The following is a 26,757-nucleotide window of genomic DNA, read 5'->3' on the forward strand; positions in this document are numbered from 1 at the left end:
AAAAAACATTTGCTCAGCATATTGAAATTGCGAGTGGATGATACAGAACAAATTTCACAGTAAAGCTTAATAAAAAAACACGATAGTAAACATACTATCGTGTTACTGAGATATGATGGTGCTTATGAGCAAACCTGCAGCAAGCAAAAAGCCTAATAAAGTGTTTGTTTGCGATGTTGCTTTCATGGCCGGCATCATTTCAATAGGCTTTGTTTTGCCGACAAATCGCTTCACCGCCTGAATAGCTTTTGGAATGCTAAGAAAAGCAAGAATAGACCACCATGTGGAATAATCAAAAATGATCATAATAAAAATGAGACAGTAAGAAACAATAAACATAATTGCTAAAAATCGAATTGCATTCTGGCGGCCAAGCAAAATTGCTAATGTTTTTCTTCCGTTTTCCTTATCGCCGTCTAAGTCTCTTATGTTATTCGCAAGCATGATGGCGCCGATCGTGATCGCAATCGGGATCGAATGAATGAAAGCTGTTGAAGTTAGATAACCTGTCTGAATAAAAAAGGAAATAAGGATAATAACGACTCCCATAAATAAACCTGAAGCTAGCTCGCCAAACGGCGTGTAAGCGATTGGATATGGACCTCCAGTATATAAGTATCCTACTGCCATACAAATTGAACCGACTAATGCCAACCACCAGCTTGACTGGAGACAGATGTAAATTCCCAATAGGATAGAGACAACAATACATGTGATTGCTAAATTTAAAACGGTTTGGGGCTTGAAGCCATTTCGGACAATTGCTCCTCCAATTCCGACAGATTCTTCTGTATCAAGACCTCGTTTATAATCGAAATATTCATTAAATAAGTTTGTGGCTGTTTGAATTAACAACGAGGCAGTAAGCATCGTAAGAAAAAGTCCAATATGAATGGGTCCTACTTGCAGTGCCAAAAGAGTTCCGACAATCACGGGGACAAATGCTGCAGTTAATGTATGGGGTCTTAAAAGCATCCACCAAGCCCGAAACCCTCGTTCAGCTTTTATAATGGGTACATTATGTGACTCCGTTTTAGGATGCATAATATGTTCTCTCCTTTATTTCATTCTGAAAACGAAAGCTATTCCCCACAACCTAGTCTAGAAAAATGTCGAAAGAGTGTCAATTGTTTTTCATTGGAATAAATGCTCAAGCCCCATCAAAGAGCTGAGGCAGTTTGTTTGCTTGTTGTTTTGCATTGCGTCATTCTATAATATAGTTGACATAAATTTTGAACAGGTGTATCTTAATATAAGCTATTTTTCGGTTATGGAGGGATCATCTTTGGTTTCAATTCCATGTTCAGATACATTGAGGGATAAAGTTGCGAATGCTGTCAATCATGTCAAAAAATATTCCCATCCAATCATTTTAAGTTATGTATTTGAAATCAAGGAGAAAGATCCGCTCCAGATTTTCTCAAGCTTTCAATCGGCTTATGCAGGGAAAAGATTTTATTGGGCGACACCTGATCGTACATTTATCCTTTGTGGAATTGGTGTTGAGCTCGAATTGACGACAGACAAAAAATTTTCCAACCGTTTTTTTGACATTTATTCAAAGTGGAAAGATTGGAAAGAGCATATACAAATTGAAGGCGCCCATCCGATTGGAACGGGTCCGCTTCTTTTTGGGGGTTTTTCTTTTGACCCTTTAAAAAATGCGAATTCTTCAAAATGGAAACCGTTTCATGAAGCACGATTCACTTTGCCTTCTTTCATGATTACAAAAATTGGCCGTCACACACTTGCTACTATAAACAGGTTAATTCAATCAACTGATGATATAAATGAAATTATAAATCATTTCAATACATATGAATACACCTTAAAGAAAAAAAATGAAGACACAAATTCTTTTTTGAATTTTACCATCAAAAAAGAAAGTTTGTTTCATAAAAAAGAGTGGATGGCAGCTGTTGAAAAAGCAACAGAACAAATAAAACAAAACCGTTTTGAGAAAGTCGTATTGGCAAGGGAAATGCTGCTGGAGTTTGAGGGATCGATTGATATACATTATGTTTTATCAATGTTAAATGAACATCAGCCTAATTGTTATTTATTTGTTGTTGAAAATGAAGGAAAAACGTTCGTTGGCGCAACTCCTGAGCGGCTTGTAAGTAAGAGAGACCAAAAGGTTCAGTCTGCATGTGTAGCAGGATCAATTAAAAGAGGAAAAACAGTGGAGGCAGACGAAGAATACGCTCAGATGCTGCTTTCAGATACAAAAAACATTCATGAACATCAAATTGTTGTAAAAGCGATCGAAAAAGTGTTCCGTGAATATTGCCAAGAAGTGCAACTACAAAACAATCCAACGATTTTAAAAACGCCGAATATTCAACATTTGTATACACCTGTTGAAGGAACCGTAAAAAAAGGTTTTACGTTGATTGATTTTGTAGAAAAATTGCATCCGACCCCTGCGCTTGGCGGCTATCCGAAAGATGCTGCTCTAGCATTTATTCGCAATGAAGAACCTTTAGAGAGAGGCTGGTATGCTGCTCCGGTTGGATGGATGGATGATCAGGACAACGGAGAATTTGTCGTTGCGATCCGTTCAGGTCTGCTGGATGAGCAAAAAGCTTATTTGTACGCAGGATGCGGGATTGTTGGAGATTCAAAGCCGGAAGAGGAATACAGGGAGACAGAAATCAAATTTGGACCTATGCAGCATGCATTAGGGGGAAAACTGAATGAAAAATAAAAATCTATCTGACTATGTCATTGCATTTGTAAATGGATTAATTACAAAAGGTATTTCTGAAGTTGTGATTAGCCCAGGTTCACGATCTACCCCGCTTGCGATCACATTTGCAGAGCATCCGAAAATACATACTTATATTAATATTGATGAACGATCTGCAGGTTTTTTTGCTCTTGGATTGGCTAAAAAACAAAGAAAACCAATTGCTTTGCTTTGCACATCAGGAACAGCTGCAGCAAACTATTATCCAGCTATCATAGAAGCCCATTATTCACGCATCCCTCTTGTGATTTTAACGGCTGACAGACCTCATGAGCTGCGGGATATTGGAGCTCCACAAGCAATTGATCAAATTCATCTGTATTCGAACTATGTGAAATGGTTTGTTGATTGCGCTCTTCCTGAAAGCAGTCAAACGATGCTGTTATATATAAAAAATATCGCTCAACGGGCGGTCCAAACTGCAAATGAAAATCCGAAAGGACCAGTCCATATCAACTTACCTTTCCGAGAGCCGCTTTTGCCCGATCTATCGAAAATCCATCAATTGCAGAAGTCTCTTCATATTGAGCCAGTGGTGGAAATAAAAAAGCTGGTCGAACATGAGCAAATTGAACGGATTGTGGATGAAATCGATTCAAGCGAGAATGGACTTATTGTATGCGGGGAATTACATAACAAAGAGTTTCGTGAACAAGTTTTGGCACTAGCAGAGAAATTGAAATTCCCGATATTAGCGGATCCGTTGTCCAATTTACGCTTTGGCGAACATTCTAAACATTATATTATTGATTGTTATGATTCCATTTTAAAAACGATGGAAAAGAAAGCGTATCTGAAACCTGATGTCGTCCTTCGTTTTGGTGCAATGCCCGTCTCAAAACCGCTGTTTCTATTGTTAAGAGACCATCCTGAAATAAAGCAAATTGTGGTTGATGGTGATGGCGGTTATCGCGATCCTACTTTATCAGCAGAACATGTTCACAGTGATGAAGCCTATTTATGTGAAATGCTGATCAAAAAATGTAAAGATAAACAGGAAACATCCTGGTGCAAAAAATGGAAACAAGTAAACAATCTCTTTCGAGAGTATTTGTCAACGCCGGTCATTGAGGAAGATTCTTTATTTGAAGGAACGGTATATGTCGAATTGCAAAAATTGCTCCCGGATCGCTGCAATGTATTTGTAGGAAACAGCATGCCGATTCGAGATGTCGACACGTTTTTCCATAACAGTGATAAAAATATTACGGTTTATGCCAACCGGGGAGCGAATGGAATTGACGGAGTCGTTTCGACAGCCCTTGGGGTTTCTGCAGCTAGTCATGAAAAAACTATTTTAATCATAGGGGATTTATCATTTTATCATGATTTAAATGGACTCCTTGCTGCAAAACAAAATAAATTGAACTTAACTGTTTTATTAATTAATAATAACGGCGGCGGCATTTTTTCATTTTTGCCGCAGGCGGATGAAAAGACGCATTTTGAACAATTGTTTGGCACCCCGACCAATTTAGATTTTCAATATGCAGCCAGCTTATATAGTGCACATTATAAAAAAATTTCCACTTGGGAAGAATTCAGAACCGAGTTTCAAATCTGCATGAATAGAGATGGATTAAATATTATTGAAATCCCGACCAATCGACATTCACGAGTCAACGAACAGAGAAAATGGCTTCGTTCTGTTTCCTGGGAAATAGAAAGGATGTTATGATGGGAAAATTGGCCGTTCGAAATGTGAATTATTGGGCTGAAACGTTTGGAAAGGGGGAGCCACTTGTTCTCCTTCATGGTTTTACAGGAAGCGGAGAAACCTGGGGATTTTTGAAAAATAGTTTAAAAAAATACCAGCTAGTACTTATCGACATCATCGGCCATGGTCAAACAGATTCGCCTGAAAATCCTGAAAGATATCGGATGGAAGAAGCAGTTGAAGATCTAAAAGAAATATTTCTTTCATTCAATATTCGAAAAGCGCATGTGCTCGGGTATTCAATGGGCGGAAGATTGGCATTGAGCTTTGCAATGAGACAGCCGGAATTTGTGAAGACTTTAATATTGGAAAGCAGTTCTCCTGGATTAAAAACTGAAAAGGAACGAGAGACGAGAAGGCTGCAGGACGAACAACTTGCCCAAATGATTTTGGACGAAGGGATTGCGGCATTTGTCCAACATTGGGAAAATATCCCTTTGTTTTTAACGCAAAAGTCTCTCCCGCCTGCCGTCAAGGACAGAATAAGAAAGGACCGGCTGAAAAATAATGCAATTGGATTGGCAAACAGTTTAAAAGGAATGGGAACTGGCGTTCAACCTTCATGGTGGGGAGCATTAAAAAGTTTCAACATCCCTACATTATTAATTTGCGGTGAAAGGGATCTTAAGTTTTGCAAAATTATGAAAGAAATGAACCAATTGATTCCTTGCTCTGAATTAAAGGTCGTGCCGCAGGCCGGACATGCAGTTCATGTGGAACAGTCAAAATTTTTTGGTAAAATAGTAGATGAGTTTCTCCAACATTTTTCTACATATTAAAGGAGGATAAAAATGGGATTTCCTTGGGTAAAAGAACGAGAATATGATGAAATCATTTATGAAACGTACAATGGGATAGCAAAAATTACGATGAATCGTCCTCATGTACATAATGCATTCACACCAAAAACGGTCGCGGAAATGATCGATGCTTTTTCCTATGCGCGGGACGATGATAAAATTGGTGTAATTATTTTGACAGGTGCTGGTGATAAAGCGTTTTGCTCAGGCGGAGATCAAAAAGTGCGGGGGCATGGCGGATACGTCGGGGATGATAAAATTCCTAGATTAAACGTTTTGGATTTGCAACGGCTTATTCGGGTGATTCCAAAACCGGTTATTGCGATGGTGAACGGATATGCAATTGGAGGAGGACATGTTCTGCATGTCGTGTGTGATTTAACGATCGCATCCGAGAATGCAATTTTCGGACAAACAGGCCCAAAAGTTGGAAGCTTTGATGCGGGATATGGAGTGGGACTGCTTGCCCGGCTTGTTGGTACGAAAAGAGCTCGTGAAATATGGTATTTATGCCGTCAATATAATGCGCAGGAAGCTTATGAGATGGGCTTAGTCAACAAAGTTGTCCCATTAGAGCAGCTTGAAGAGGAAACTGTCAAATGGTGTGAAGAAATTTTGGAAAAAAGCCCAACTGCTATTCGCTTCTTGAAAGCTGCATTTAATGCAGATACAGATGGTCTCGCCGGTCTCCAACAATTTGCGGGGGATGCGACATTATTGTATTATACAACAGATGAAGCGAAAGAAGGACGAGATGCATTTAAAGAGAAAAGAAAACCTGATTTCAAACAATTCCCGCGTTTCCCATAAAAAGAACAAGCAGCTTGATGGCGATGCATCGAGCTGCTTTATTGTGCAATAATCGAGGTGTCGAGACATGAGTGCAAATCGAAATGAAACACCGAATTGGCTTAAACAGCGAGCTTTTTTGACTCCGGACCGATTGGCCATTCGTTATGAGGGGAAAAATTATTCATTTTTGGACTTGCATCAGCTTGTTGAAAAAAGAGCAAGACAGCTGCATCAAATAGATATCAAGCGTGGAGATACAGTCGGGCTTTTAATGAAAAACAGCTTAGAAATGGTCATTAATATTCATGCTTTAATGTATCTCGGTGCGGTCAATGTTCTTTTGAATACTAGACTAACAGCTGAAGAATTATTATGGCAAATAAATGATGCGAATATAAAATGCGTTATCTGTGATGATGAATTATCGGTTCATTTTCCCGGTAAAAAAGTTATGACATTATCAGAGTTGAAGCTTTGTGATGAAAAGGAAGCAGCATTAGATGACAGCTTTATTTTAGATGACGTGGCAACGATTATGTATACGTCTGGAACAACAGGAAAACCGAAAGGAGTTCAGCAAACATTTGGGAATCATTGGTGGAGTGCGATCGGTTCTGTGCTGAATCTTGGACTGAAGGACGGCGATTGCTGGCTTTTGGCAGTTCCTCTTTTTCATATAAGCGGACTGTCAATTTTGATGCGCAGCGTCATTTATGGAATCGGAATTGTTCTCCATTCTTCATTTTCAGCGAAAGAAGCAAACAGAGCGATCAAAAATGAAGGAGTTACGATTGCTTCCGTCGTTACGGCCATGCTGAATGACATGCTGCAGGAATTAGGAAGTGACACGTATCCGAAATCGTTTCGCTGCATGCTTTTAGGAGGAGGTCCTGCCCCGCGGCCGATTCTTGAACAATGCCGTGAAAAAGAAATTCCCGTTTTTCAAACATATGGGATGACGGAAACGTGTTCACAAATTGCCACATTAGCCCCTGAATTTTGCTTTTCAAAACTCGGATCTGCGGGAAAACCGTTGTTTCCAGCTCAAATTCGGATCGTAGCAGACGGCAGGGACTGCTCCCCTAATGAAGAGGGAGAAATTGTAGTAAAAGGACCGAATGTTACACCGGGGTATTTACATCGTCCAGACGCAACAAACGAAGCTATACGTGACGGCTGGTTTTATACTGGAGATTTAGGCTATCTGGATGAAGAAGGATTTTTATATGTATTGGACCGCCGATCCGATTTAATTGTTTCGGGAGGAGAAAACATTTATCCGGCGGAGGTTGAAGCAGTTATTTTGTCGCATCCTTCCGTAAAAGATGTAGGAGTGGTAGGAAAAGAAAATAAAAAATGGGGAAAAGTTCCCCATGCTTTTGTCGTCCGAAGCGAAGAGGTGTCTGAAGAAGAATTAAGGCAATTTTGTTTGAAAAAGCTGGCAAAATACAAAGTTCCAAAAGGATTTACATTTGTTGAATCTCTGCCACGAAATGCATCTAAAAAGCTGCTCAGGAGAAAACTAAAAGAATGGCTGTAGTTTTTGGCTATTCATGATCGACAGTTAAAATATCATATTGGCTAATATGCAATAAGTGGTGGATTTCGTTTGGCAAATGTTCGAACGAGCCGTATTCATAGCTCCACAAATTTAAAAAAGAACAAACAGAAGAATGGAACGTCTCTTCTGTTGCATTATTCACTTCATGTTTAAATTGAGCGATCATATTTTCCATATCTTTTGCTCCCCTTTAGCTTTATTTGATAATTGTAGTATTTTGCATTATTTTTCATTTATTCACTCGTTTTTTTATTTATATCTTTTTCAATTTCCGGGACAGGGTCAAATCCTCCCGGGTGAAACGGGTGGCATTTCAAGATTCGTTTTACTGTCAGAAAGCCGCCTTTGACAGCTCCGAAACGCTTCACTGCTTCAAGCCCGTATTCAGAGCATGTTGGGTAAAAGCGGCATGAAGGCGGCTTTAACGGGGAGATAAAGATTTGATAAAAACGGATAAGGGCGATCATGACAGATTTCACAGCAAGCACCTCTTTTTTCTGGAATCTTGACAACATTTTAACATAAATGTATGTTATAAAATTTTGTGTTAAAATGGAAACTAAGAAAATGTAAGGAGTGATGGGAATGCCTTCAGTGGAGAGTTTTGAACTGGATCATACAAAAGTGCAAGCACCGTATGTCAGACATTGCGGAGTACATAAAGTCGGCACGGATGGAGTAGTTAACAAATTTGATATCCGCTTCTGCCAGCCGAATAAGCAGGCAATGAAACCGGATGCTATTCACACATTGGAGCATCTTCTGGCATTTACAATTCGCAAATATGCGGAAAAATATGATCACTTTGATATCATTGATATTTCTCCAATGGGGTGTCAAACAGGCTTTTATTTAGTCGTTAGCGGGGAACCGACCGTAAAAGAAATCATTGATTTATTGGAAGAGACAATGAAAGATGCTGTAGAGCAGACAGAAGTGCCTGCCGCAAACGAACTGCAATGCGGCCAAGCGAAGCTTCATGATTTAGAAGGCGCCAAAAAGCTCATGGAATATTGGCTAAAGCATAGTAAAGAGGATTTGGAAAAAGTGTTCAGCTAACAGCTACACGCAATGATGCAACTTTTTTTATAGTTTTAAGAGTGCAAAAAAGGGGTACTGTATAACTAAAAGATTAAATAAAAAGGAGATGGGATTATGTCTAAACAAGATTTATTTCAAATCGTAAATAAACAAATTGCGGATTGGACGGTACTTTATGTAAAATTACATAACTTTCATTGGAATGTAAAAGGAGACCAATTTTTCGTTCTCCATGAAAAGTTTGAAGAGCTGTACAATGAAGCTGCTGGTTATATTGACGAATTAGCGGAAAGACTTTTAGCTTTGGGCGCTAAACCTGTTGCTACGATTAGAGAAAGCCTAGAAATCTCCTCTATTAAAGAAGCAGAAGGCGTTGAAACTGCAGAACAAATGGTGCAGGCAGTTGTTGACGACTTTTCCGCCATCATTCAAGATTTGGACAAAGGAATCAAAGTTGCTGAAGAAGTGAATGACGAAGCAACTGGTGACATGCTTCTCGATATTAAAGTGAATCTTGAAAAACATAACTGGATGTTAAAGTCATTCCTTGGAAAATAATTATATCCTTCCTCTTTTGGCTGCGTTAGGCAGCCTTTTTTTATAAATATTTTTCTTTGATAAGGCAATACTTAAAAAGAGGAGGGGGATATAAATGTCCGAAAATCCAAAAAAAACCTATTATATATCAGTAGCTAGCGGTGAGATTTCCCAAAGCAGAGAAGCATCTCCGTGGGATTTTCAAATTTCTGCCAATGATGAGGAAATTACGGAGTTACGGGAGTATTTCGATCAGATTCATTCTACCAGCTGGCAAAATTTCTTCCGGGCGCATGTTCCGTATATACAGTATCATTATGACAAGGAAAATGATGCGATTGATGCTTTAACAAAAAAAGTATATGAATTCATTTATAAGCATGGCGACGAAGAAGCTAGAAAACATATTGCTTCAATGGGTCTTATGCATAATCAAGAATAAGTTATACAATCCTCTTTTCCATATGTTATGATGAAAACAGATAAATGGGAGTAGAGGGATTGATTATGTTTTATTTTAAAGATTTTTACGGCAATGATGTATACCTGTCTTTCCGTCAACACCCTTTTTCTGTTTACCCGAAGCATGTTTGGGTCATCTGCCGATATGAAAACAAATGGCTTTTAACTTTACATGAAGACCGGGGCTACGAGTTTCCAGGAGGAAAAGTCGAGAACGGCGAAAAGCCGGTTGAAGCTGCTGTCCGGGAAGTGAGGGAAGAAACGGGAGGAATTGTCCAAGATATCATATATATTGGGCAATATAAGGTTATAGGAAAAGAGAAAACGATTGTGAAAAATATTTATTATGCGGAAATTGAGAGGCTCGAAAAACAGAGCACGTATTTTGAAACGTTAGGTCCAGTCCTGCTTGCGGACTTGCCTGAAAAAATTGAGGACGATCATCGCTTTAGCTTTATTATGAAAGATGATGTTCTAAAACGCAGCTTGGACAAAATTTATGCCGATTACATAAAATAGCTTTTAAATTCCTGAAAGTCGGTTTAGAAATTGTTTAAGGGGGTGTCTAATAAGTCGTTTTTACGGCTTATTGACGCCCCCATTAATGTGTTAGAAACGTTGATATATCGGTGTTTATGATTTTTTGTTTTCAATGGCGATTTGACTTTCTTGACAGCCTCTTATTGGCTTTTGATTAATGTTTTTTCAATTAGTTCGACAATTTTGTACATGATCGTTGCAAAGATGGCAATGATAACTAGGCTTAACAGCACAAGGGTAAAATTAAAAACTTGGAACCCGTAAATAATCATATAGCCTAATCCTTTAGCTGAAACGAGAAATTCTCCGACGATCACACCCACCCAGGATAACCCGACATTGACTTTCAAAGTAGAAATAATGGTTGGAAAAGATGACGGCAGGATCGCCTCTCTGAACACGTGCTTTTTGCCTGCCCCAAATGTTTGCAGCACTTTTATATAATTCGGATCCACTTCTTTAAAGGAAGTATAGACTACAATTGTAGTAATAATAACCGAAATGATTGTTCCCATCGCGATAATTGAGGTAAATCCGGGCCCAAGTACGACGATGAAAATCGGCCCAAGAGCTACTTTCGGCATTGCGTTTAAAACCACTAAATACGGATCTAATATTTTAGACAGCCTTGGAAACCACCATAATAGAGCAGCAAGTAATGTCCCGAATAATGTCCCAAAAATAAACCCCAAGACCGTTTCAAAAAGCGTCACGTTCAAATTGGCAAGTAATGTACCGTCCTGCAGTTTTTCAACAAATAAGTGAAAAATTTTTGTCGGCGAACTGAATATGAGCGGGTCTATCCATTTTTGGCTGGATGACACCTCCCATATGAGAAAAAAAGAAATAAAAATTAAGATTTGATAAAAGGTAATCCATTTCTTTTCCTTATTCAATCTTTGCAAATATTGTTTATGGAGGAGATCAATTGTTGTTGTTTGTTTCAAGCTGATCTAACTCCTTCCAGATTAAGTCAAAAAGTGAAGTATACGTTGGATGCTGCCTTGTTTTAAACGGGGATGTATCCCGCAATTCTTTTGGGACAGTAAATATTTTGGCAATTTTGCCAGGCCTTTTGGATAGCAGGACAATCCGATCGCTCATGGCGATTGCTTCCCCAATATCATGCGTGACTAGAATGGCTGTTTTTTTAAAATCCTTTAATGTTTGAAAGACTAAGTCTTCAAGCTTTAATTTCGTTTGATAATCGAGGGCGGAAAAAGGTTCATCCAATAGCAGCATTTTCGGATCTGTAGAAAGAGTGCGGACTAAAGCGGCTCTTTGTCTCATTCCGCCTGATAATTGATTCGGATATAGCTTTTCTACATTTTCGAGACCCATTTGGTGCAGAAGCTGAAATGTCCTCTTTTTCTCATTTTCATTCAGTTTGTTCAATAATTTTAATCCAATTAAAATATTTTCCTCTATCGTTTTCCATGGAAATAAATAATCTTGTTGCAGCATATAACCGACAGACGGTGTTGCGGAAGATATTTGCTTTCCGTTCAAAATAACTTGCCCTTCTGTCGGTTTCATGATACCGGCAATGATGGAAAGCAGCGTTGTTTTGCCGCAGCCGCTAGGACCTAGAAAGGATATAAATTCCCCTTCCTCTACTTCCAAATGGATGTCCTCCAAAGCAGTCGTTGCCGATTTTTTTGTAAAATAAGTATGGCTGACATGATCGATCGTTAAAAATGACAATCTCCTCCCCCCTTGTCGATAAATTTACTCCTTTTGAAACAACATTATTTTGCCACTTCGTTTGCTATGGACGTGTTGACTAATAGTTCATAATCAATTTTCTCCGGCAGTTCTCCTGCTTCTTCCATAATTTTTTGCAAATTGTTCCATTCGTCCTCATCTAACAGCGGGGTTTTTGCATAGGATCCTTGGCTTTTATAACGGTCAATGGAAGATATTAAAATATCGATCGGCGTATCTTTAAATTGCGGCGCTACCGTTTCGGCAATTGTTTCGGCGTCATGTTCTTCCACCCATTTTTGCGCTTTGTAGAGCGCTTTTGTGAATTTTTTCACCGTTTTATCATTTTTCTTAATATAGCTTTCTTTTGCCATAAATGTTGTATAAGGAACTTTGCCCGATTCCTTTCCAAAGGATGCGATAATATGACCTTTTCCTTCTTTTTCAAAAATACTTGCGGTTGGCTCAAACAGCTGAACATATTCGCCTGTACCGGAAGCAAAAGCATTTGCAATATTCGCAAAGTCGATGTTTTGGATAAGGTTTAAATCTTGATGCGGATCGATGTTATGCTTTTTCAGCACAAATTCCCCTACCATTTGCGGCATGCCGCCTTTACGCTGTCCTAAAAAAGTGCTTCCTTTTAAATCTTCCCATTGAAAATCATCCAACTTGGCTCTGGAGACAAGGAAAGTGCCGTCCGTTTCGGTCAGCTGGGCGAAGTTAATGACTGGGTCATTTGCTTCTTGGGCATATACGTAAATGGACGTTTCCGAACCGACAAGACTGATATCAGCGCCGTTTGATAAAATGGCGGTCATTGTTTTATCTCCGCCCCAAGTAGTTTTTAATTCTACGTCCAGTCCTTCTTCTTTGAAAAATTCTTTTTCAATGGCTACGTACAATGGTGCGTAAAAAACAGAATGAGTGACTTCCGCCAGCCGAATTTTTTCCACTCCGCCGCCGCAGGCTGAAAGAGGTATGATGAAAAGGATCACCAATACGATGGAAGCAAGCCTTTTTTTCATGTGAAATCCTCCCTAATGATGTTCATATTAAAGGAAAAATGTTTAAATATATTTATCTAGGATAAAGTATGAAAAAAAAATATAATGTGTGATTGCCTACCTAAATGGAGGTTGAAAAGATGCTGAGAAACGGAGAAATAGTTGACAAACAAATTTTCCCATCACCGAACCCTTCGATTAAGCTTTCCATCGTGACATATATTTCTGAAGGACTAAAAGTGAAAGGTCTGTTAGCAGAGCCTGTTCAAGAAGGTGTTTATGATGGCTTTTTATATTTGCGCGGAGGGATTAAAAATGTTGGTATGGTTCGGGCAGGAAGAATTATACAATTTGCATCAAAAGGCTTTATCGTGATGGCTCCCTTTTATCGAGGAAATTTAGGAGGAGAAGGGAATGAAGATTTTGCGGGGAATGATCGTTTTGATGCGGTCAATGCATTCTATTTGTTGATGAAACATCCGCAAGTGAATCCGGATCGCATTCACGTTTTTGGCTTTTCAAGGGGAGGAGTCATGGCCTTGCTTACTGGGATTATATGCTCAAATGTTCGATCTGTTGTAAGCTGGGGCGGGGTGTCTGATATGTTTTTAACTTATGAGGAGAGAAAGGACTTAAGAAGGATGATGAAAAGAGTTATTGGAGGGACACCGAAGAAATATCCTGACCGCTATAAATGGCGGACACCGTTGTATTACCTTGAAAAAATGCAAGCACCCGTTTTAATCATTCATGGGGGAAAAGATGAAAACGTGTCAATTGAACATGCATATCGATTGGAAAGAAGGCTGAAAGAATTGGGAAAGCAAGTGGAAAGCTGGTATTTCCAACATTTTAGTCATCATTTTCCGCCTCGGCATAACCGGATGGTTTTAGAACGAATGATAAAATGGATGAAAAATTGACCATTATATTTTTCATATGATACATACTAAAAAATGATCGATCAAATGAAAGGGGATTGGAGAAATGGGCATGCCGCTTGAATTAAATACGATGATTATTACAAAAGGGAAGGAAAAGCGGATAGAGGAAAACGTATTTCAGCTTGTCAAAGATGGCTATCGCCTTTATCCTATGAATATTCCTTTGGAAGTTCGAAAAACGTTGATAAGCGATCCTACAGGAACAGCTGAAATTATTAAATTGGAATGGGCTGATAACAAAACCGTGCTTACTTATAATCTCACTTCATTGTACTCAACCAATTAACCGTCACCATATTTCCGTTCATTTGCTGAACGGATTGTGGAAGGAGGAATTTGCTTAATTTTTTCGAGTACGGCTTCCATTTGTCTTATCATAAAAAATCGCGTAACCCCTTTTTCATAAAAGTTCGTTGAAAAAGGGGTTTTCGTCTAAAAATCTGCGTTGCCGATTTGTTTTGCCAAACCACATAAAAATATTAAAAGGCTATCGACAAAGTGATATGCTCCCCTTAAGGTAGACAGATTAAAATATAAAAAATCTGTTTTACCTTAGGGGGAGTTTTTCTATGTATAAGCAATATACAACAGAGCTCAAACTTGAAGTTTTACTTGCATATGAAAACCGAGAATGTACTATTCAAGAGCTTTGTAAAAGGTATCAAATTACTAAATATTCTTTAAGGCAATGGATAAAGACAAACGAGGAAGAAAAAAAGAAGAAGCAGAGTTATCTCCAGAAGAGAAAATGAAACTGGAGATGAAAAAGTTAGAAAGAGAAAATGAGCGCTTACGTGCGGAGAATCTATTTTTAAAAAAGTTAGAGGAAATCGAAAGGAGGTGAAAGTAAACCAAATCCGTTTTGAAGACAAGTATATCGCAATCCGGGAACTTCATGAGAAAGAAAACTAAGCATAATCTTATATGTGAAATCGCCGGTATTTCACGAGCTGCTTACTATAAGTGGTTAAAACGTTTTCCCTCAACATGTTGCAGAAAATATATTGAATCGTGAATTTACAGCGGAAAAGCCAAGTGAAAAATGGGTAGCTGATGTCACAGAATTAAAATAGGTTCATCAAAGAGAGCCTATTTAAGTGCTATTCTTGATCTATATGATGGATCAATTGTGAGCGATGTTTTAGGACATTCCAATCATCATCATCTTGTATTCAAAACGTTGGATTAAGCCACCGTACTTTTAAAAGGAGAGCATCCACTTATTCATAGTGACCGTGGGTTCCAATATACCTCTCATGGTTTTAAACGTAGGATAGACCAAGCAGGGATGACACAAAGTATGTCAAGAGTAGGCAGATGTATTGATAATGGGCCAATGGTATCTTTTTGGGGAACGCTTTAAATGCGAGAAGTATTATTTACATAAGTATCAGACATTTAAAGAATTAGCTCTTGCGATGGATGAGTACAACCGCTTTTATAATTATGAAAGGTATCAAAAAAGATTAAGCGGCTTTAGCCCCATGGAATATAGAGCTAAAGCCGCTTAGGTATATTTTTATTATTTCTACAGTCTACTTGACAGGGGACAGTTCAAAGCTGTAGCCGAAAGTAAGTAATTTTTTTATATGATTGGACCGCCAAGTTCTTCAATTTCCTTCGGAACGTTCGAGAATTTTTTGAAGTTCTCTTTGAATGCTTTTGCTAATTCATACGCTTTTTGTTCATAAGCGTTTTTATCACTCCATGTTTTAATAGGCTGTAAAACTTCATCAGGCACTCCTGGAACATGAGCAGGAATCGCCAGCCCGAAAATAGGGTCTTTTACAGTTTCCACCTCATCGAGTTCGCCTTCCAATGCTGCCTGAACCATGGCTCTTGTATAAGCAAGTTTAATTCGTTTTCCTACTCCGTATTCTCCGCCGGTCCACCCTGTATTGACTAAAAATACTTTCACATCATGTTCTTCGATTTTTCTTCCGAGCATTTCAGAGTATCTTGTAGCTGGAAGCGGAAGAAATGGTGCGCCAAAGCATGTGGAGAACGTTGTTTTAGGGGAAGTAATACCCCTTTCCGTTCCAGCAAGCTTGCTCGTATAACCGCTTAAGAAATGATACATAGCCTGTTCTTTCGTTAATTTGCTTATTGGCGGTAGAACACCGAACGCATCAGCTGTTAAAAAAATAATAGTGTTAGGGTGACCCGCAATGCTCGGTTTAGCAATATTGTCAATCGCTTCAATTGGATAAGCCGCACGGGTGTTTTCTGTTAATAAGGAGTTGTCATAATCAGGAATTCGTGTCGATTCATCAACCACAACGTTTTCCAAAACGGAACCGAATCGAATCGCGTTATAAATTTGAGGTTCTTTTTCTTCAGACAAACCGATGCATTTTGCATAACAGCCGCCTTCAATATTAAAAATACCAGATGAAGACCAGCCGTGTTCATCATCACCAATTAATCGGCGTTTTGGATCGGCGGAAAGTGTTGTTTTGCCTGTTCCCGATAAACCGAAAAAGAGCGCGACATCGCCTTCTTGACCGACATTGGCGGAGCAGTGCATTGAAAATATATCTCTTTCTGGAAGCAGGAAGTTCATGACGGAAAAGATAGACTTTTTCATCTCGCCTGCATATTCAGTTCCGCCGATCAGGATTATTCTCTTTTCAAAAGAAATAATGATAAATGCTTCTGAGTTCGTTCCATCCACAGCTGGATCTGCTTTAAAGGAAGGAGCGGAAACAATCGTAAACGGATTTTTATGCTCCTTTAAATCGTCTTGGCTTTTCGGACGGATAAACAGTTGGCGAGCAAATAAATTTTGCCACGCCAATTCATTGACCACTTGAATTGGAAGACGATATTTTTTGTCAGCTCCGGCAAATCCGTTAAAAACATAAATTTCATCTCTATTTTTTAAATATTGTATGACTTTTAAGTACAGTTTTTCAAAAACTTCTGATGAAATTGGCTTGTTGACGGGTCCCCAATCAATTAAATGCTTGACAGAATCTTCTTCAACGATGAATTTATCTTCTGGTGACCGGCCGGTATATTTGCCTGTTGTAACCGAAACTGCACCTGTATTTGTTAAAAAACCTTCTTTCCTAGCTAAAACTTTTTCTACAAGTCGTGCGACTGGTAAATTATGATATGCATTTGGTCCGCTGATCAACGAAGCTAATTCATTTGATACATCTACAATATTCATATACATACCATCCTTTTTTTGCATATTTGAAATGGTTTTATAGAAATAGTATAACACATTCGCAAAAATAATCCATCCTATTTATCGATTTCTGAAAATAATGTTTTTACTATATATTTTGCCTTCATTTTTGGGCATCATACGAATCATGATTGATCAGCTGATACTGAAATAATGGATATCAGATGATTTGGAAAATTACAGAGAAGCTTTATTTATTGTTGACAAGTACTTTTTTGCTCCTGTATGATATACATTTGAACGGATACTCTTATCCCGAGTTGGCGGAGGGACAGGCCCTATGAAGCCCAGCAACCGGCTCGTTGAAAGAAGACAGTAGAATATGGCTTTCAAAATCCCGGTATTCTATGGACATACAACATGATGCGAAAGAATTCCATATTCATAGACGAGCAATGGTGCTAACCTGATGCAAGGTTATATCCTTGAACGATAAGAGTGAAAGGCAATGATGTTTATAACAACCTTTCCTCTGGCAGGGAAGGTTTTTTCTATGTATAAGAGAAATCTCGTTTAGCCAAGTTTTTCTTATCGTACGAAATTTTGATATGTTTACAACAGTGGTGAGGGAATGAGTTCCGTGTCAATGTCAAGGAGTGTAGCACTCCATAAACATCATTTTAAGTTTGAGGAGGAAGCAGTAAATGACAAAAAAGCGCCGTCTGTTTACATCTGAATCCGTAACGGAAGGGCATCCGGACAAAATTTGCGACCAAATTTCAGATGCGATTTTAGATGCCATTTTAGAAAAAGATCCGAACGCACGTGTAGCTTGCGAAACATCTGTCACCACCGGACTTGTATTAGTCAGTGGAGAAATTACGACAAGCACGTATGTGGATATACCAAAAATTGTGCGAGAAACGGTCAAAGAGATCGGCTATACGAGAGCTAAATACGGTTTTGATGCTGAAACTTGTGCTGTTTTAACATCAATTGATGAGCAATCACCCGATATTGCTGCAGGGGTGGATAAAGCTTTAGAAGCGCGAGAAGGACAAATGACTGATGAAGAAATTGAAGCGATTGGCGCTGGAGATCAAGGGTTAATGTTCGGTTTTGCATGCAATGAAACGAAGGAATTAATGCCTCTCCCGATTTCCATTGCCCATAAGCTTTCACGCCGGCTTACAGAAGTTAGAAAAAGCGAAGAAATTCCTTATTTGCGTCCGGACGGAAAGACGCAAGTTACGGTAGAATATGATGAAAATGAACAGCCGGTTAGAATTGACACAATTGTCATATCGACTCAACACCATCCGGAGGCAACTTTAGAACAAATTAAGCAGGATATTAAAGAAAAAGTAATTGATCCGGTTGTGCCAAAAGAACTGATCGATGAAGAAACAAAATATTTCATCAACCCTACCGGACGTTTCGTTATTGGCGGACCACAAGGAGATGCAGGATTAACGGGACGAAAAATCATTGTCGATACTTACGGAGGCTATGCGCGCCATGGCGGAGGAGCTTTCTCAGGAAAAGATCCGACGAAGGTAGACCGATCTGCAGCTTATGCGGCTCGTTATGTAGCGAAAAATATTGTCGCAGCCGGACTTGCAGACAAATGCGAGGTTCAGCTGGCCTATGCAATTGGTGTAGCGAAACCTGTCTCTATTTCTGTTGATACGTTCGGTACTGGCAAAGTAAGCGAAGATGTTTTAGTTGAATTAATTCGCAATAACTTTGATTTGCGCCCAGCTGGCATTATAAAAATGCTTGACTTGCGCCGCCCGATTTACAAACAGACAGCTGCTTACGGTCATTTCGGACGCAACGATCTAGATTTGCCATGGGAACGCACAGATAAAGCGGAAGCTTTGCGCGAACAAGCTCATCAATATTTGTAAAATAAAAAAGGTGTCCAATGCGATGCATGCATTAGACACCTTTTTGCTTTTACGGTCCGAATGCGACAAAACAGATGGTGCCTGCTGAAGCTCCTAGAACTATTCCCGCCAGCACATCTGAAGGGTAGTGTAGGCCAAGAAAAATTCTTGATAGTGCCACACTGAATGCGAGAGGAAGCAAAATCCATGTTAAGGCTGGAAAAAAGAGCAAAAATGGTGTAGCCACTGAAAATACAGCTGTCGTATGTCCAGAAGGAAATGAATGGTCAGTTAACGGATTTTCTAACACTTTTGTTTCAAATAATGTAAGATAAGGCCGTCTGCGTGGATAAATTCTTTTCACAATGAAAACCGGAATATGACTGAAAAAAAGAGCAGCTGAACTTGCCAAGGCAACAGTTTTTACAGGTTCATTAAAAAATAACATCAGCATTAAACATGTTGCAATTGAAAAAACAGCCCCTCCTAAATGAGTAACATACCGAAAATAAACATTCAGTCCTTTTCGTTCAAAATGCGAATTAATCAGTTTGAACAACTTGCACTCAAATTGGTAAAGCTGATTCAGCAGTCTGCCCATGTTAAAGTTCCTCTTTTCAAAAAGCAAAAATTCTTATAAAAAATTTTCTCTCATATTTATGTAAACTTCAACAAATCTAATAAAAATTTTACAAAATTTTAAAAATACATGAAGCTGCCCGGTAAAGAATGACATTTGAAAGAGAAAGTTTTAAAATGTTTTTATAAGCAATTTATATGTTGTTCATACGAGCAATATTTTTATAATATTGAGCTTTTTCGATATACTCGCGACGGATGCGTTCCATATCTTGAAGATCTTCTTCTGTTAATTCTCTAATCACTTTGGCGGGTCTTCCGAATGCTAAAGTTTTCTCAGGTATCTTTTTGCCTGGCGGGACAAGACTGCCTGCACCGATAAAAGCGCCTTTTCCGATTTCTGCTCCATCCAGAATAATCGAACCCATTCCAATTAGAGCTCCTTTCCGCACAATCGCACTATGGAGCAGAACTTGATGGCCGACGGTTACATCATCTTCAATAATTAACGGTTTATTTGGGCTCTGGTGCAGACAGCATTGGTCTTGAATATTGACCCGATTTCCAATAATAGTTGGGGCGACGTCACCGCGAATAACCGTCTGAAACCAAATGCTTGATTCATCTCCTATTTGAACATCGCCGGTGATTGTGACAAAATCAGCTATATAAGCCGAATCGCTAATTATAGGTTTTTTGTCTTTATATGGATAAATAACCATGGGAACCATCCTTTTCTTTTTTTCATATTATAACAAATTTTCCGTCATGTTCGGAAAGGAGTTAATTATGTGGAAATGGGTAAGTTCTACTCCTAAAGCTGCGATTGTCATCATTCATGGAGCTGGAGAACATCATGGACGTTACAAATGGCTGATAAAAAAGTGGCAAACAAACGGGTACCATGTTGTCATGGGGGATTTGCCAGGACAAGGAAATTCATCCTCCAGACGGGGACATGTCCAATCGTTTGATGAATATATTGATGAAGTTGACCGTTGGATCAGGGAGGCTCAATCTTTCCAATTGCCGCTTTTTTTGCTGGGGCATAGCATGGGCGGTTTAATAGCCATACGTACGCTGCAGAGAAATAAAATTCCGTTAAACGGGGTCATTTTATCTTCGCCATGTTTAGGAATTTTGCAAAAACCGAGTAAAGCGCTCGATCTTTTGGCAAAAGGATTAAATATTTTCGCGCCTAGGGTACGCTTTGATTCCGGTTTGACAGTTGAGATGGCAACGAGAAATAAGGAAATTCAAGACATAAACAGAAACGACTCCCTTTACGTAAGAAAAGTTTCTGTGCGCTGGTACAGAGAGCTTCTTCATGCCATTGAACTAGTATTTCAGCAGCTTCCGCAGTTTCCAGATGTCCCTCTTTTCGTCATGCAGGGAGGAGAAGACAAAATTGTTGATAAATCAGCAGTTCAAAAATGGTATAGTCAGTTGAATCTCACGGAAAAGAGCTATAAAGAATGGGAAGGACTATATCACGAAATTTTTAATGAACCGGAAAGAGAACTTGTTTTTCAAGATGCGTTGAGATTTACAGAAAGCCATTTAACATAAACACTGGAATTTTACAATGAAGAGGTGAGTTGATCTTTGAGTATACCTGAACACCCTATCAGCCTTATGTCAAGAGTTTATAGGGAAATTCTTCCGACCGTCCATTATTACTTAGATGGGTGGAAAAAAAAGGCTGAGGAAATACCGAATCCTGAATTGAGAAAGCAGGCGCTTGCAAGCATAAATACGAAGGCATTTCATTGCGAAGGAGGAAGCATTTTAGCGCTTTTGTCGAACTCTCATATAGAGGAATGCATAGAGTTTATCGTTGCTTATCAAACGATTAGCGATTACTTGGATAATTTATGCGACAGAAGCACTTCTTTTGATCCGGAAGATTTCCGCATGCTGCACCAATCAATGAAGGATGCGCTGTCGATTCATGCAGAATTAAAAAATTACTACCAATTTCGTGAGGACCAAGATGACGGCGGATATTTAAAAGAGCTTGTCATGACATGCCAAAGAATGCTGAGCCAATTGGAGAACTATCCGGTTATAGCTGGCTATTTGATGGAGCTTTGCGAATATTATTGTGAACTGCAAGTACATAAGCATGTAATAGAAGAGGAAAGAGTGCCAAGGCTAGTACAGTGGTTCGAACAATATAAATCTTCCCTCCCGGATATGCGGTGGTATGAATTTTCTGCCTGCGCTGGATCGACATTGGGCATTTTTTGTTTAGTCGCCTATGCATTTCAGCCCAGCTTTAACGAAGCGATTGCCAAAAAAATTAAAGATGGTTACTTTCCATATGTGCAAGGGCTTCACATTTTATTGGATTACTTTATTGATCAAGAGGAGGATCAATTGGAGGGCGATTTAAATTTTTGCAGTTTTTATGAAAGCACATCAGAAATGATGGAACGATTAGCTCATTTTGTACATGAAGCGGACAAAAATTTAAAAGGTATTCCGAACGAAAATTTTCATAAATTAATTAACCGCGGATTGCTCGGCATTTATTTATCTGATGACAAAGTATTAGTACATAAAGATTTAGGAAAGCTGGCTAAAAAATTAATAAAAAAAGGAGGAACAACCTCCGTTTTCTTTTATGTGAATGCTAGGGCATATCGAACGTTCCGAAAATGGAATTTGATTAAATCTTCTTGATGGATAAAGCTAGCCGGGATATTATTCCCGGCTATTTTGCTTTTTCGATTGCTACAATAAACGGAGGGGAATTTTTTTGGTTTAAAAAACGATATTCAAGTACATGAGCAGTATGTTGATCGATTTGTTCGGCAAATTTAAGAAGCTCATCTCTCTCACGTTTTCCTTCCGGATGGCCGTGATAAACGACCAGCACGATCATTCCACCGGGTCTTAATATGGATAAAAGCTGCTTTACTGCTTCAATAGTTGATTCTGGTTTTGTCACAATGTTTTTTTGGCCACCGGGCAAATAACCGAGATTAAACATCGCACCGGCGATATGATTGTGATGTTTTTTCGGAATCGTATTGAAAATGTCATCATGACTGGAATGAAACAAAGTAACACGGTCGATTAAACCGGATTCCTTCAACCGTTTTTCTGTCTCTTCAAGCGCTTGTTTTTGAATATCATATCCAAACACATGACCTTGTTCGCCAACGAGTTGTGCTAAAAAGACGGTATCATGTCCGTTCCCGACTGTTGCATCAATAACGATATCGCCGTTTTGGACAGCGGAAGCCATCAATTTTTTTGCAAATGGAAGAATGCGAATGAGGTTCATTTTGACATCACTCGATCTTTTGTATAATACTTCCCTTGGTAGCTGTTTCGTTTTTCGAGTTCGGCATCAATGGCATTCAGCACTTCCCATTTGTTAACGCTCCACATCGGCCCTATCATTAAATCGATCGGACCGTCGCCTGTAATGCGATGAACGATCATTTCGGGAGGCAGTACCTCTAGCTGATCGCAAACTAATTGTACATATTCATCAAAGGATAAAAAGCGCACCATCCCTTTTTCATATTGCTTAACCATCGGTGTACCTTTTAACAAATGGAGCAGATGAATTTTAATTCCTTGAACATCCAGCTTAGCAACTTCTTTTGCAGTTTCCATCATCATATCGTACGTTTCAAGCGGAAGACCGTTTATGATGTGTGTGCAAACTCGGATTCCGTGCTTTCTGAGCTTGTTAACTCCTTCCACATAACATTCATAATCGTGCGCACGGTTAATTAAATCAGCGGTCCGCTGGTGAACGGTTTGCAATCCTAATTCAACCCAAAGATATGTCCTCTCATTTAATTCCGCCAAATAATCAACAACATCGTCAGGCAAACAGTCAGGCCTTGTAGCAATGGACAAACCGACAACTCCTTCGAGACCTAATACCGTTTCATATTTCTCACGAAGAACTTCCACGGGTGCATGAGTGTTTGTAAATGCCTGAAAGTAAGCAATATACTTTCCGTTTTTCCATTTCTCATGCATTTTGCTTTTAATGTCGTGAAATTGCGTAACAAGATCATCAGCTCTGTTTCCGGCAAAATCGCCCGACCCTGCGGCACTGCAAAACGTACACCCGCCATGTGCTACCGTACCGTCGCGGTTTGGACAGTCAAATCCTCCGTCTAAAGCAACTTTAAACACTTTATCTCCAAATGTATTTCGTAAATGGTAATTCCATGTATGATACCGTTTGTTGTCATTCGTATACGGAAATGGATTGTGGTTCGCCAATTCCTACTCCTCCTGTTTCGATATACTATCAAGACATTTTACCATGATTGCCAAACCAATCTCAAATAAGAATTTACCAGCTTTTTTCATGATGGAGCTTGCAGAAATAGCGAAAAATACAGTTGATGAAGAAAATTCTTCATCAAGGAGGGGATTTGTTTGGCTACTAGACAATCCGTGGAAGAGTGCATTCAACATTGCCAGCAAGCATTGGAATATGCAAATGAGCAATATATTGAAGGGCTGAAACAGGAGCATTACAATGATGAAGAATATACAAATGCACAGCAAAAGCTTCAAGATGCACTTGCAGAAGTGGAAAAACTCAGTTTAAGCGCAAATGACCAGCAGCGGGAGCAGCTTCACCGCATGCGCCTTCAACTGCAGCACCTTCAAAATGAGATGATTTTGCTCGATCATTAAAATTCCAGGGCAAAGCCTGATTGTAGGCTTGCCCTTTAATTGCAATTATGATTTTTCATTTATTCTTTAGCCGATTTGATCTTATATATAAATTTGCATAGGGAAAGAATGGTTTTTGGAATAAAAACGAAAATATAGAATAAAAATATCTTTCAACAGATTGCGCAATTACCGATATAAAAGCTCGGCTCAATGCGAATGAACGATTACATTTTAAAACAAAATCGGGATCAGTTTGTTGAACATCAGTCAAACTTCTAGAAAAAGCTGCTATACGACTATGTACATCATAATTTTTCCCTAAGATCAAGAGCCCCCGAACGAGTGAAATCATTCAGTGTTTTTTATATGCGGAATCAGAAAATGTTGATTGCATCTTTTCTGTATTATGTGTACTATATAATGTAGTACACATAATACAAAAGAGTCCTTTTTGTAAGAAAGAAGGGTATTTGATGTTTGAAATTGACCCGAGAAGTGCCACTCCGATATATGAGCAGATCATAAAAAAAATGAAAGAACTATGTATCAAAGGTGTGTTAAAGCCTGGCGATAAACTGCCCTCTGTAAGAGAGATGTCTTCCATGATTATCGCTAATCCTAACACGGTTTCAAAGGCTTATAAAGAGCTGGAAAGAGAAGGCTTGATTGAAACGCTGAGAGGACGGGGGACATTTGTATCGAAAATGGTGCAGAAAAAGCTGGATGAAGAGAAAATTGAAATAATTAAAGAGGAGCTGCGGCAAATTATGATCGACGCATTTTATGCAGGAATCAGCTTTGAACAAATATACCAATGGATGAAAGACATGAATAACGAATTTGCCAATGCTTTTCATAAATAAAGTTTAGCAAAGAAAAAGTATTTGAATCTCTGCAGCGTGAGTTTCAGCTTGTTTGGCTAAAACGGTTCAGAAAAGATAAAGGAAAAACTTTGTTCGGAGGGCATATCTTATTCTTCTCGGTGTTATTCATGCAGCTTTGGCTGTCCATTAGCTAGCTAAAAAATCCCCGGAAAAACGGCATAAATTCAATTAAACCAATGCGTATCGGTAAGATTCTTGTATGAACCATGCGAGTAAACGGGCAGAATTATTTTTTGTTGGACATTAAAAAATCCCAATCCATATATTTGTCATTTTAGCTATTGCAACCAACAAAAAAACGAAAATTTCCAGTGAAATGTAAATGTAATAAAATAATAAAGGATTCTTAATTTTTTTCTCCTAAAATTATAAAAGGAAATATACATTTAAAGTGAAACTATTTTGATTTTAGTTCGTTCTAATTGTTGAGCTGCTTTAAGTTGAGGTGAATAAAATGTTAAAAGACCCAAAGATATTAATATTAACGGCAAATTACGGAAACGGTCATATCCAAGTTGCTAAAACATTGGAGCAGTCTTTGCATAAGATGGGAATCAACAACGTAAAAGTTTCTGATTTAATTAGCGAGTCTCATCCAATTATGGCGGAAATTACAAGATATTTATATTTGAAAAGTTTTTCCATCGGTAAGCAATTTTATCGGTTATTTTATTATAGTGTGGACAAAATGTCTAACAAACGCATTATGAATTTGTATTTGAAGCTTGGACACCGCAAGTTGAATCAGCTAGTAAGGGAGATAAATCCTGACATCATCATTAATACATTTCCTATTTCCGTTGTGCCTGAATATCGCACGCGGACAGGCGTGTTCATCCCGACATTTAATGTGCTGACCGATTTTTGTCTTCACCGAGTATGGGTTCATAAAAACATTGATAAATATTATGTTTCGTGCGACGATGTGAAGGAAAAACTGACAATGCTCAACATCCATCCAGCGCTTGTCAAAGTAACCGGAATTCCTATTCGGCCGCAGTTTGAAGAAAAAATGGAAACGATCGATTTATATAAAAAATACAATTTGGATCCGAACAAGAAAACTTTGTTAATTGCTACAGGCGCTCATGGAGTTTTAAAAAATGTAAAAGATTTGTGTGAATCATTTTTTACACGAGATGACATGCAAATAGTCGTTGTATGCGGAAATAACCAATCGCTGAAAGATGAGCTTGAACCGCTTCAGTATATTCACCCGGATCGAATAAAAGTTTTTGGCTATGTCGAAAGAATCGATGAGCTCTTTCGCATTTGTTCCTGCATGATAACAAAGCCTGGAGGGATTACTCTCAGCGAGGCGGCCGCATTAAAAGTTCCGCTTATTCTCTATAAACCTGTTCCGGGGCAGGAAAGGGAGAATGCCGATTTGTTTGCAGCAAAAGGGGCGGCGGTTGTCATCAATAAGCTTGAAAAAGTTCAAGAGACGGTCAATGATTTATTTAACCACCCTGAAAAAATGGAAAAAATGAAAATGAGCATTGCTGAATTATATAGACCAAACGCTGCTGACACGATCTTGCAGGACATTTTAAATGAAGCAGAAATGCTGCTTGATTCAAGCTTGAAAGGGTCTGTCAATTATTAATTATTAGACTGAAATCCAAATTTTTCGACATTGACTTGCATGAACTCATAAAATTCATTAAAATAACAATATGATAAGTGGATGAAAAAGCAAGAACGGTGAAAAGGATCAGTAGTGGATAAAGGCGTCTAGAGAGTTGACGGAAGGTGA

General features: G+C 38.8%; 28 protein-coding genes, 1 pseudogene, 1 riboswitch and 1 other annotated feature (1 of these 31 only partly in view). Of the genes and pseudogenes, 18 read left to right on the forward strand and 11 right to left on the reverse strand.

Annotated elements, in window-relative coordinates; genetic code table 11:
• Positions 1-102: 102 nt before the first annotated feature.
• A complete protein-coding gene (locus NSQ84_RS04515; RefSeq protein WP_063386558.1) occupies positions 103-1,044 on the reverse strand; it encodes a 1,4-dihydroxy-2-naphthoate polyprenyltransferase in 942 nt (313 codons plus the stop codon).
• Positions 1,045-1,285: 241 nt separating this feature from the next.
• On the opposite strand from NSQ84_RS04515, the gene NSQ84_RS04520 reads away from it, so the two are divergent.
• The 5 genes from NSQ84_RS04520 (at position 1,286) to NSQ84_RS04540 (ending at position 7,598) form a co-directional block, all read left to right on the forward strand.
• The gene (locus tag NSQ84_RS04520) at positions 1,286-2,707 is read left to right on the forward strand and encodes an isochorismate synthase (RefSeq protein WP_339212257.1); all 1,422 of its coding nucleotides are present in this window, start codon (positions 1,286-1,288) and stop codon (positions 2,705-2,707) included.
• On the forward strand, positions 2,697-4,427 hold the full coding sequence (menD, locus tag NSQ84_RS04525) for a 2-succinyl-5-enolpyruvyl-6-hydroxy-3-cyclohexene-1-carboxylic-acid synthase (protein ID WP_339212259.1): 1,731 nt from the start codon (positions 2,697-2,699) through the stop codon (positions 4,425-4,427). The genes NSQ84_RS04520 and menD overlap by 11 nt, the downstream gene beginning before the upstream one ends.
• A complete protein-coding gene (gene menH / locus NSQ84_RS04530) occupies positions 4,427-5,245 on the forward strand; it encodes a 2-succinyl-6-hydroxy-2,4-cyclohexadiene-1-carboxylate synthase (RefSeq protein WP_339212260.1) in 819 nt (272 codons plus the stop codon). Before menD ends, menH begins: the two co-directional genes overlap by 1 nt.
• 12 nt (positions 5,246-5,257) lie before the next feature.
• Positions 5,258-6,076, forward strand: a complete 819-nt coding sequence (gene menB / locus NSQ84_RS04535) for a 1,4-dihydroxy-2-naphthoyl-CoA synthase (protein WP_063386561.1) — start codon at positions 5,258-5,260, stop codon at positions 6,074-6,076.
• 67 nt (positions 6,077-6,143) lie between these two features.
• Positions 6,144-7,598 (forward strand): o-succinylbenzoate--CoA ligase, encoded by a 1,455-nt coding sequence (locus NSQ84_RS04540; RefSeq protein ID WP_066249437.1) that lies wholly within the window; start codon positions 6,144-6,146, stop codon positions 7,596-7,598.
• 7 nt (positions 7,599-7,605) lie between these two features.
• Here NSQ84_RS04540 and NSQ84_RS04545 read toward each other — a convergent pair whose 3' ends face one another.
• Positions 7,606-7,794, reverse strand: a complete 189-nt coding sequence (locus NSQ84_RS04545; RefSeq protein WP_063386563.1) for a hypothetical protein — start codon at positions 7,792-7,794, stop codon at positions 7,606-7,608.
• Positions 7,795-7,852: 58 nt separating this feature from the next.
• Entirely contained in the window at positions 7,853-8,098 is a 246-nt protein-coding gene (gene yidD / locus NSQ84_RS04550) for a membrane protein insertion efficiency factor YidD (RefSeq protein WP_063386564.1), read from the reverse strand.
• Between the two features lie 106 nt (positions 8,099-8,204).
• On the opposite strand from yidD, the gene NSQ84_RS04555 reads away from it, so the two are divergent.
• The 4 genes from NSQ84_RS04555 (at position 8,205) to ytkD (ending at position 10,178) form a co-directional block, all read left to right on the forward strand.
• The gene (locus NSQ84_RS04555) at positions 8,205-8,678 is read left to right on the forward strand and encodes an S-ribosylhomocysteine lyase (protein ID WP_063386565.1); all 474 of its coding nucleotides are present in this window, start codon (positions 8,205-8,207) and stop codon (positions 8,676-8,678) included.
• A gap of 96 nt (positions 8,679-8,774) precedes the next feature.
• Positions 8,775-9,218: a Dps family protein gene (locus NSQ84_RS04560; protein WP_063386566.1), complete on the forward strand. Its 444-nt coding sequence runs from the start codon at positions 8,775-8,777 to the stop codon at positions 9,216-9,218.
• 94 nt (positions 9,219-9,312) lie between these two features.
• Positions 9,313-9,639, forward strand: coding sequence for a hypothetical protein (locus NSQ84_RS04565; RefSeq protein ID WP_063386567.1), 327 nt, complete (start codon positions 9,313-9,315; stop codon positions 9,637-9,639).
• A gap of 65 nt (positions 9,640-9,704) precedes the next feature.
• Positions 9,705-10,178, forward strand: a complete 474-nt coding sequence (gene ytkD / locus NSQ84_RS04570; RefSeq protein ID WP_130158537.1) for an RNA deprotection pyrophosphohydrolase — start codon at positions 9,705-9,707, stop codon at positions 10,176-10,178.
• A gap of 161 nt (positions 10,179-10,339) precedes the next feature.
• On the opposite strand, the gene NSQ84_RS04575 is transcribed toward ytkD, so the two are convergent.
• Genes NSQ84_RS04575 through NSQ84_RS04585 form a run of 3 tightly spaced genes read right to left on the reverse strand, consistent with a single transcriptional unit; the run spans position 10,340 to position 12,931 of the window.
• The gene (locus NSQ84_RS04575; RefSeq protein ID WP_240326839.1) at positions 10,340-11,146 is read right to left on the reverse strand and encodes an ABC transporter permease; all 807 of its coding nucleotides are present in this window, start codon (positions 11,144-11,146) and stop codon (positions 10,340-10,342) included.
• Positions 11,124-11,903, reverse strand: coding sequence for an ABC transporter ATP-binding protein (locus NSQ84_RS04580; protein ID WP_066249444.1), 780 nt, complete (start codon positions 11,901-11,903; stop codon positions 11,124-11,126). Before NSQ84_RS04580 ends, NSQ84_RS04575 begins: the two co-directional genes overlap by 23 nt.
• A 44-nt stretch (positions 11,904-11,947) precedes the next feature.
• Positions 11,948-12,931, reverse strand: coding sequence for an ABC transporter substrate-binding protein (locus NSQ84_RS04585; RefSeq protein WP_339212261.1), 984 nt, complete (start codon positions 12,929-12,931; stop codon positions 11,948-11,950).
• A gap of 119 nt (positions 12,932-13,050) precedes the next feature.
• Here NSQ84_RS04585 and NSQ84_RS04590 point away from each other — a divergent pair, with 119 nt between their 5' ends.
• The 3 genes and pseudogenes from NSQ84_RS04590 to NSQ84_RS04600 form a co-directional block, all read left to right on the forward strand.
• Entirely contained in the window at positions 13,051-13,833 is a 783-nt protein-coding gene (locus NSQ84_RS04590) for a prolyl oligopeptidase family serine peptidase (RefSeq protein ID WP_063386572.1), read from the forward strand.
• 64 nt (positions 13,834-13,897) lie between these two features.
• Positions 13,898-14,140: a DUF2584 domain-containing protein gene (locus NSQ84_RS04595; RefSeq protein WP_063386573.1), complete on the forward strand. Its 243-nt coding sequence runs from the start codon at positions 13,898-13,900 to the stop codon at positions 14,138-14,140.
• A 411-nt stretch (positions 14,141-14,551) separates the two neighbouring features.
• Positions 14,552-15,365, forward strand: a pseudogene (locus tag NSQ84_RS04600) (IS3 family transposase); the annotation flags it as partial.
• Between the two features lie 74 nt (positions 15,366-15,439).
• Here the strand turns inward: NSQ84_RS04600 and pckA are convergent.
• Positions 15,440-17,029 carry a phosphoenolpyruvate carboxykinase (ATP) gene (gene pckA / locus NSQ84_RS04605; RefSeq protein WP_063386648.1) on the reverse strand — a complete coding sequence of 530 codons (1,590 nt, stop codon included), beginning with the start codon at positions 17,027-17,029 and terminating at the stop codon, positions 15,440-15,442.
• A 268-nt stretch (positions 17,030-17,297) separates the two neighbouring features.
• A riboswitch (SAM riboswitch) is annotated at positions 17,298-17,489 on the forward strand.
• Between the two features lie 205 nt (positions 17,490-17,694).
• On the opposite strand from pckA, the gene metK reads away from it, so the two are divergent.
• Positions 17,695-18,900: a methionine adenosyltransferase gene (gene metK / locus NSQ84_RS04610; protein ID WP_063386575.1), complete on the forward strand. Its 1,206-nt coding sequence runs from the start codon at positions 17,695-17,697 to the stop codon at positions 18,898-18,900.
• A gap of 49 nt (positions 18,901-18,949) precedes the next feature.
• Here the strand turns inward: metK and NSQ84_RS04615 are convergent, their stop codons facing one another.
• Both NSQ84_RS04615 and NSQ84_RS04620 read right to left on the reverse strand, forming a co-directional pair.
• Positions 18,950-19,480, reverse strand: coding sequence for a phosphatase PAP2 family protein (locus NSQ84_RS04615; protein WP_063386576.1), 531 nt, complete (start codon positions 19,478-19,480; stop codon positions 18,950-18,952).
• A 172-nt stretch (positions 19,481-19,652) separates the two neighbouring features.
• Positions 19,653-20,180, reverse strand: a complete 528-nt coding sequence (locus tag NSQ84_RS04620) for a gamma carbonic anhydrase family protein (RefSeq protein ID WP_063386577.1) — start codon at positions 20,178-20,180, stop codon at positions 19,653-19,655.
• 67 nt (positions 20,181-20,247) lie between these two features.
• On the opposite strand from NSQ84_RS04620, the gene NSQ84_RS04625 reads away from it, so the two are divergent.
• Positions 20,248-21,027, forward strand: coding sequence for an alpha/beta hydrolase (locus tag NSQ84_RS04625; RefSeq protein WP_063386649.1), 780 nt, complete (start codon positions 20,248-20,250; stop codon positions 21,025-21,027).
• Positions 21,028-21,063: 36 nt separating this feature from the next.
• On the forward strand, positions 21,064-22,143 hold the full coding sequence (locus tag NSQ84_RS04630) for a tetraprenyl-beta-curcumene synthase family protein (RefSeq protein WP_063386578.1): 1,080 nt from the start codon (positions 21,064-21,066) through the stop codon (positions 22,141-22,143).
• A 31-nt stretch (positions 22,144-22,174) separates the two neighbouring features.
• On the opposite strand, the gene NSQ84_RS04635 is transcribed toward NSQ84_RS04630, so the two are convergent.
• On the reverse strand, positions 22,175-22,750 hold the full coding sequence (locus NSQ84_RS04635) for a class I SAM-dependent methyltransferase (RefSeq protein ID WP_063386579.1): 576 nt from the start codon (positions 22,748-22,750) through the stop codon (positions 22,175-22,177).
• On the reverse strand, positions 22,747-23,712 hold the full coding sequence (locus NSQ84_RS04640) for a TIGR01212 family radical SAM protein (RefSeq protein WP_066249458.1): 966 nt from the start codon (positions 23,710-23,712) through the stop codon (positions 22,747-22,749). The genes NSQ84_RS04635 and NSQ84_RS04640 overlap by 4 nt, the downstream gene beginning before the upstream one ends.
• Positions 23,713-23,871: 159 nt before the next feature.
• Between NSQ84_RS04640 and NSQ84_RS04645 the strand changes: the two genes are divergently transcribed.
• The 3 genes from NSQ84_RS04645 (at position 23,872) to NSQ84_RS04655 (ending at position 26,607) form a co-directional block, all read left to right on the forward strand.
• Positions 23,872-24,135: a YtzC family protein gene (locus tag NSQ84_RS04645; protein WP_063386581.1), complete on the forward strand. Its 264-nt coding sequence runs from the start codon at positions 23,872-23,874 to the stop codon at positions 24,133-24,135.
• A 455-nt stretch (positions 24,136-24,590) separates the two neighbouring features.
• Positions 24,591-24,980, forward strand: coding sequence for a GntR family transcriptional regulator (locus tag NSQ84_RS04650; protein WP_311067003.1), 390 nt, complete (start codon positions 24,591-24,593; stop codon positions 24,978-24,980).
• A gap of 475 nt (positions 24,981-25,455) precedes the next feature.
• Positions 25,456-26,607, forward strand: coding sequence for a diglucosyl diacylglycerol synthase (locus NSQ84_RS04655; RefSeq protein WP_063386583.1), 1,152 nt, complete (start codon positions 25,456-25,458; stop codon positions 26,605-26,607).
• 89 nt (positions 26,608-26,696) lie between these two features.
• Positions 26,697-26,757, forward strand: a binding site (T-box leader); it runs 160 nt beyond the window's last position.

It is taken from the genome of Aeribacillus sp. FSL K6-3256 (assembly GCF_037965805.1).
Classification (GTDB): Bacteria; Bacillota; Bacilli; order Bacillales; family Aeribacillaceae; genus Aeribacillus; species Aeribacillus composti.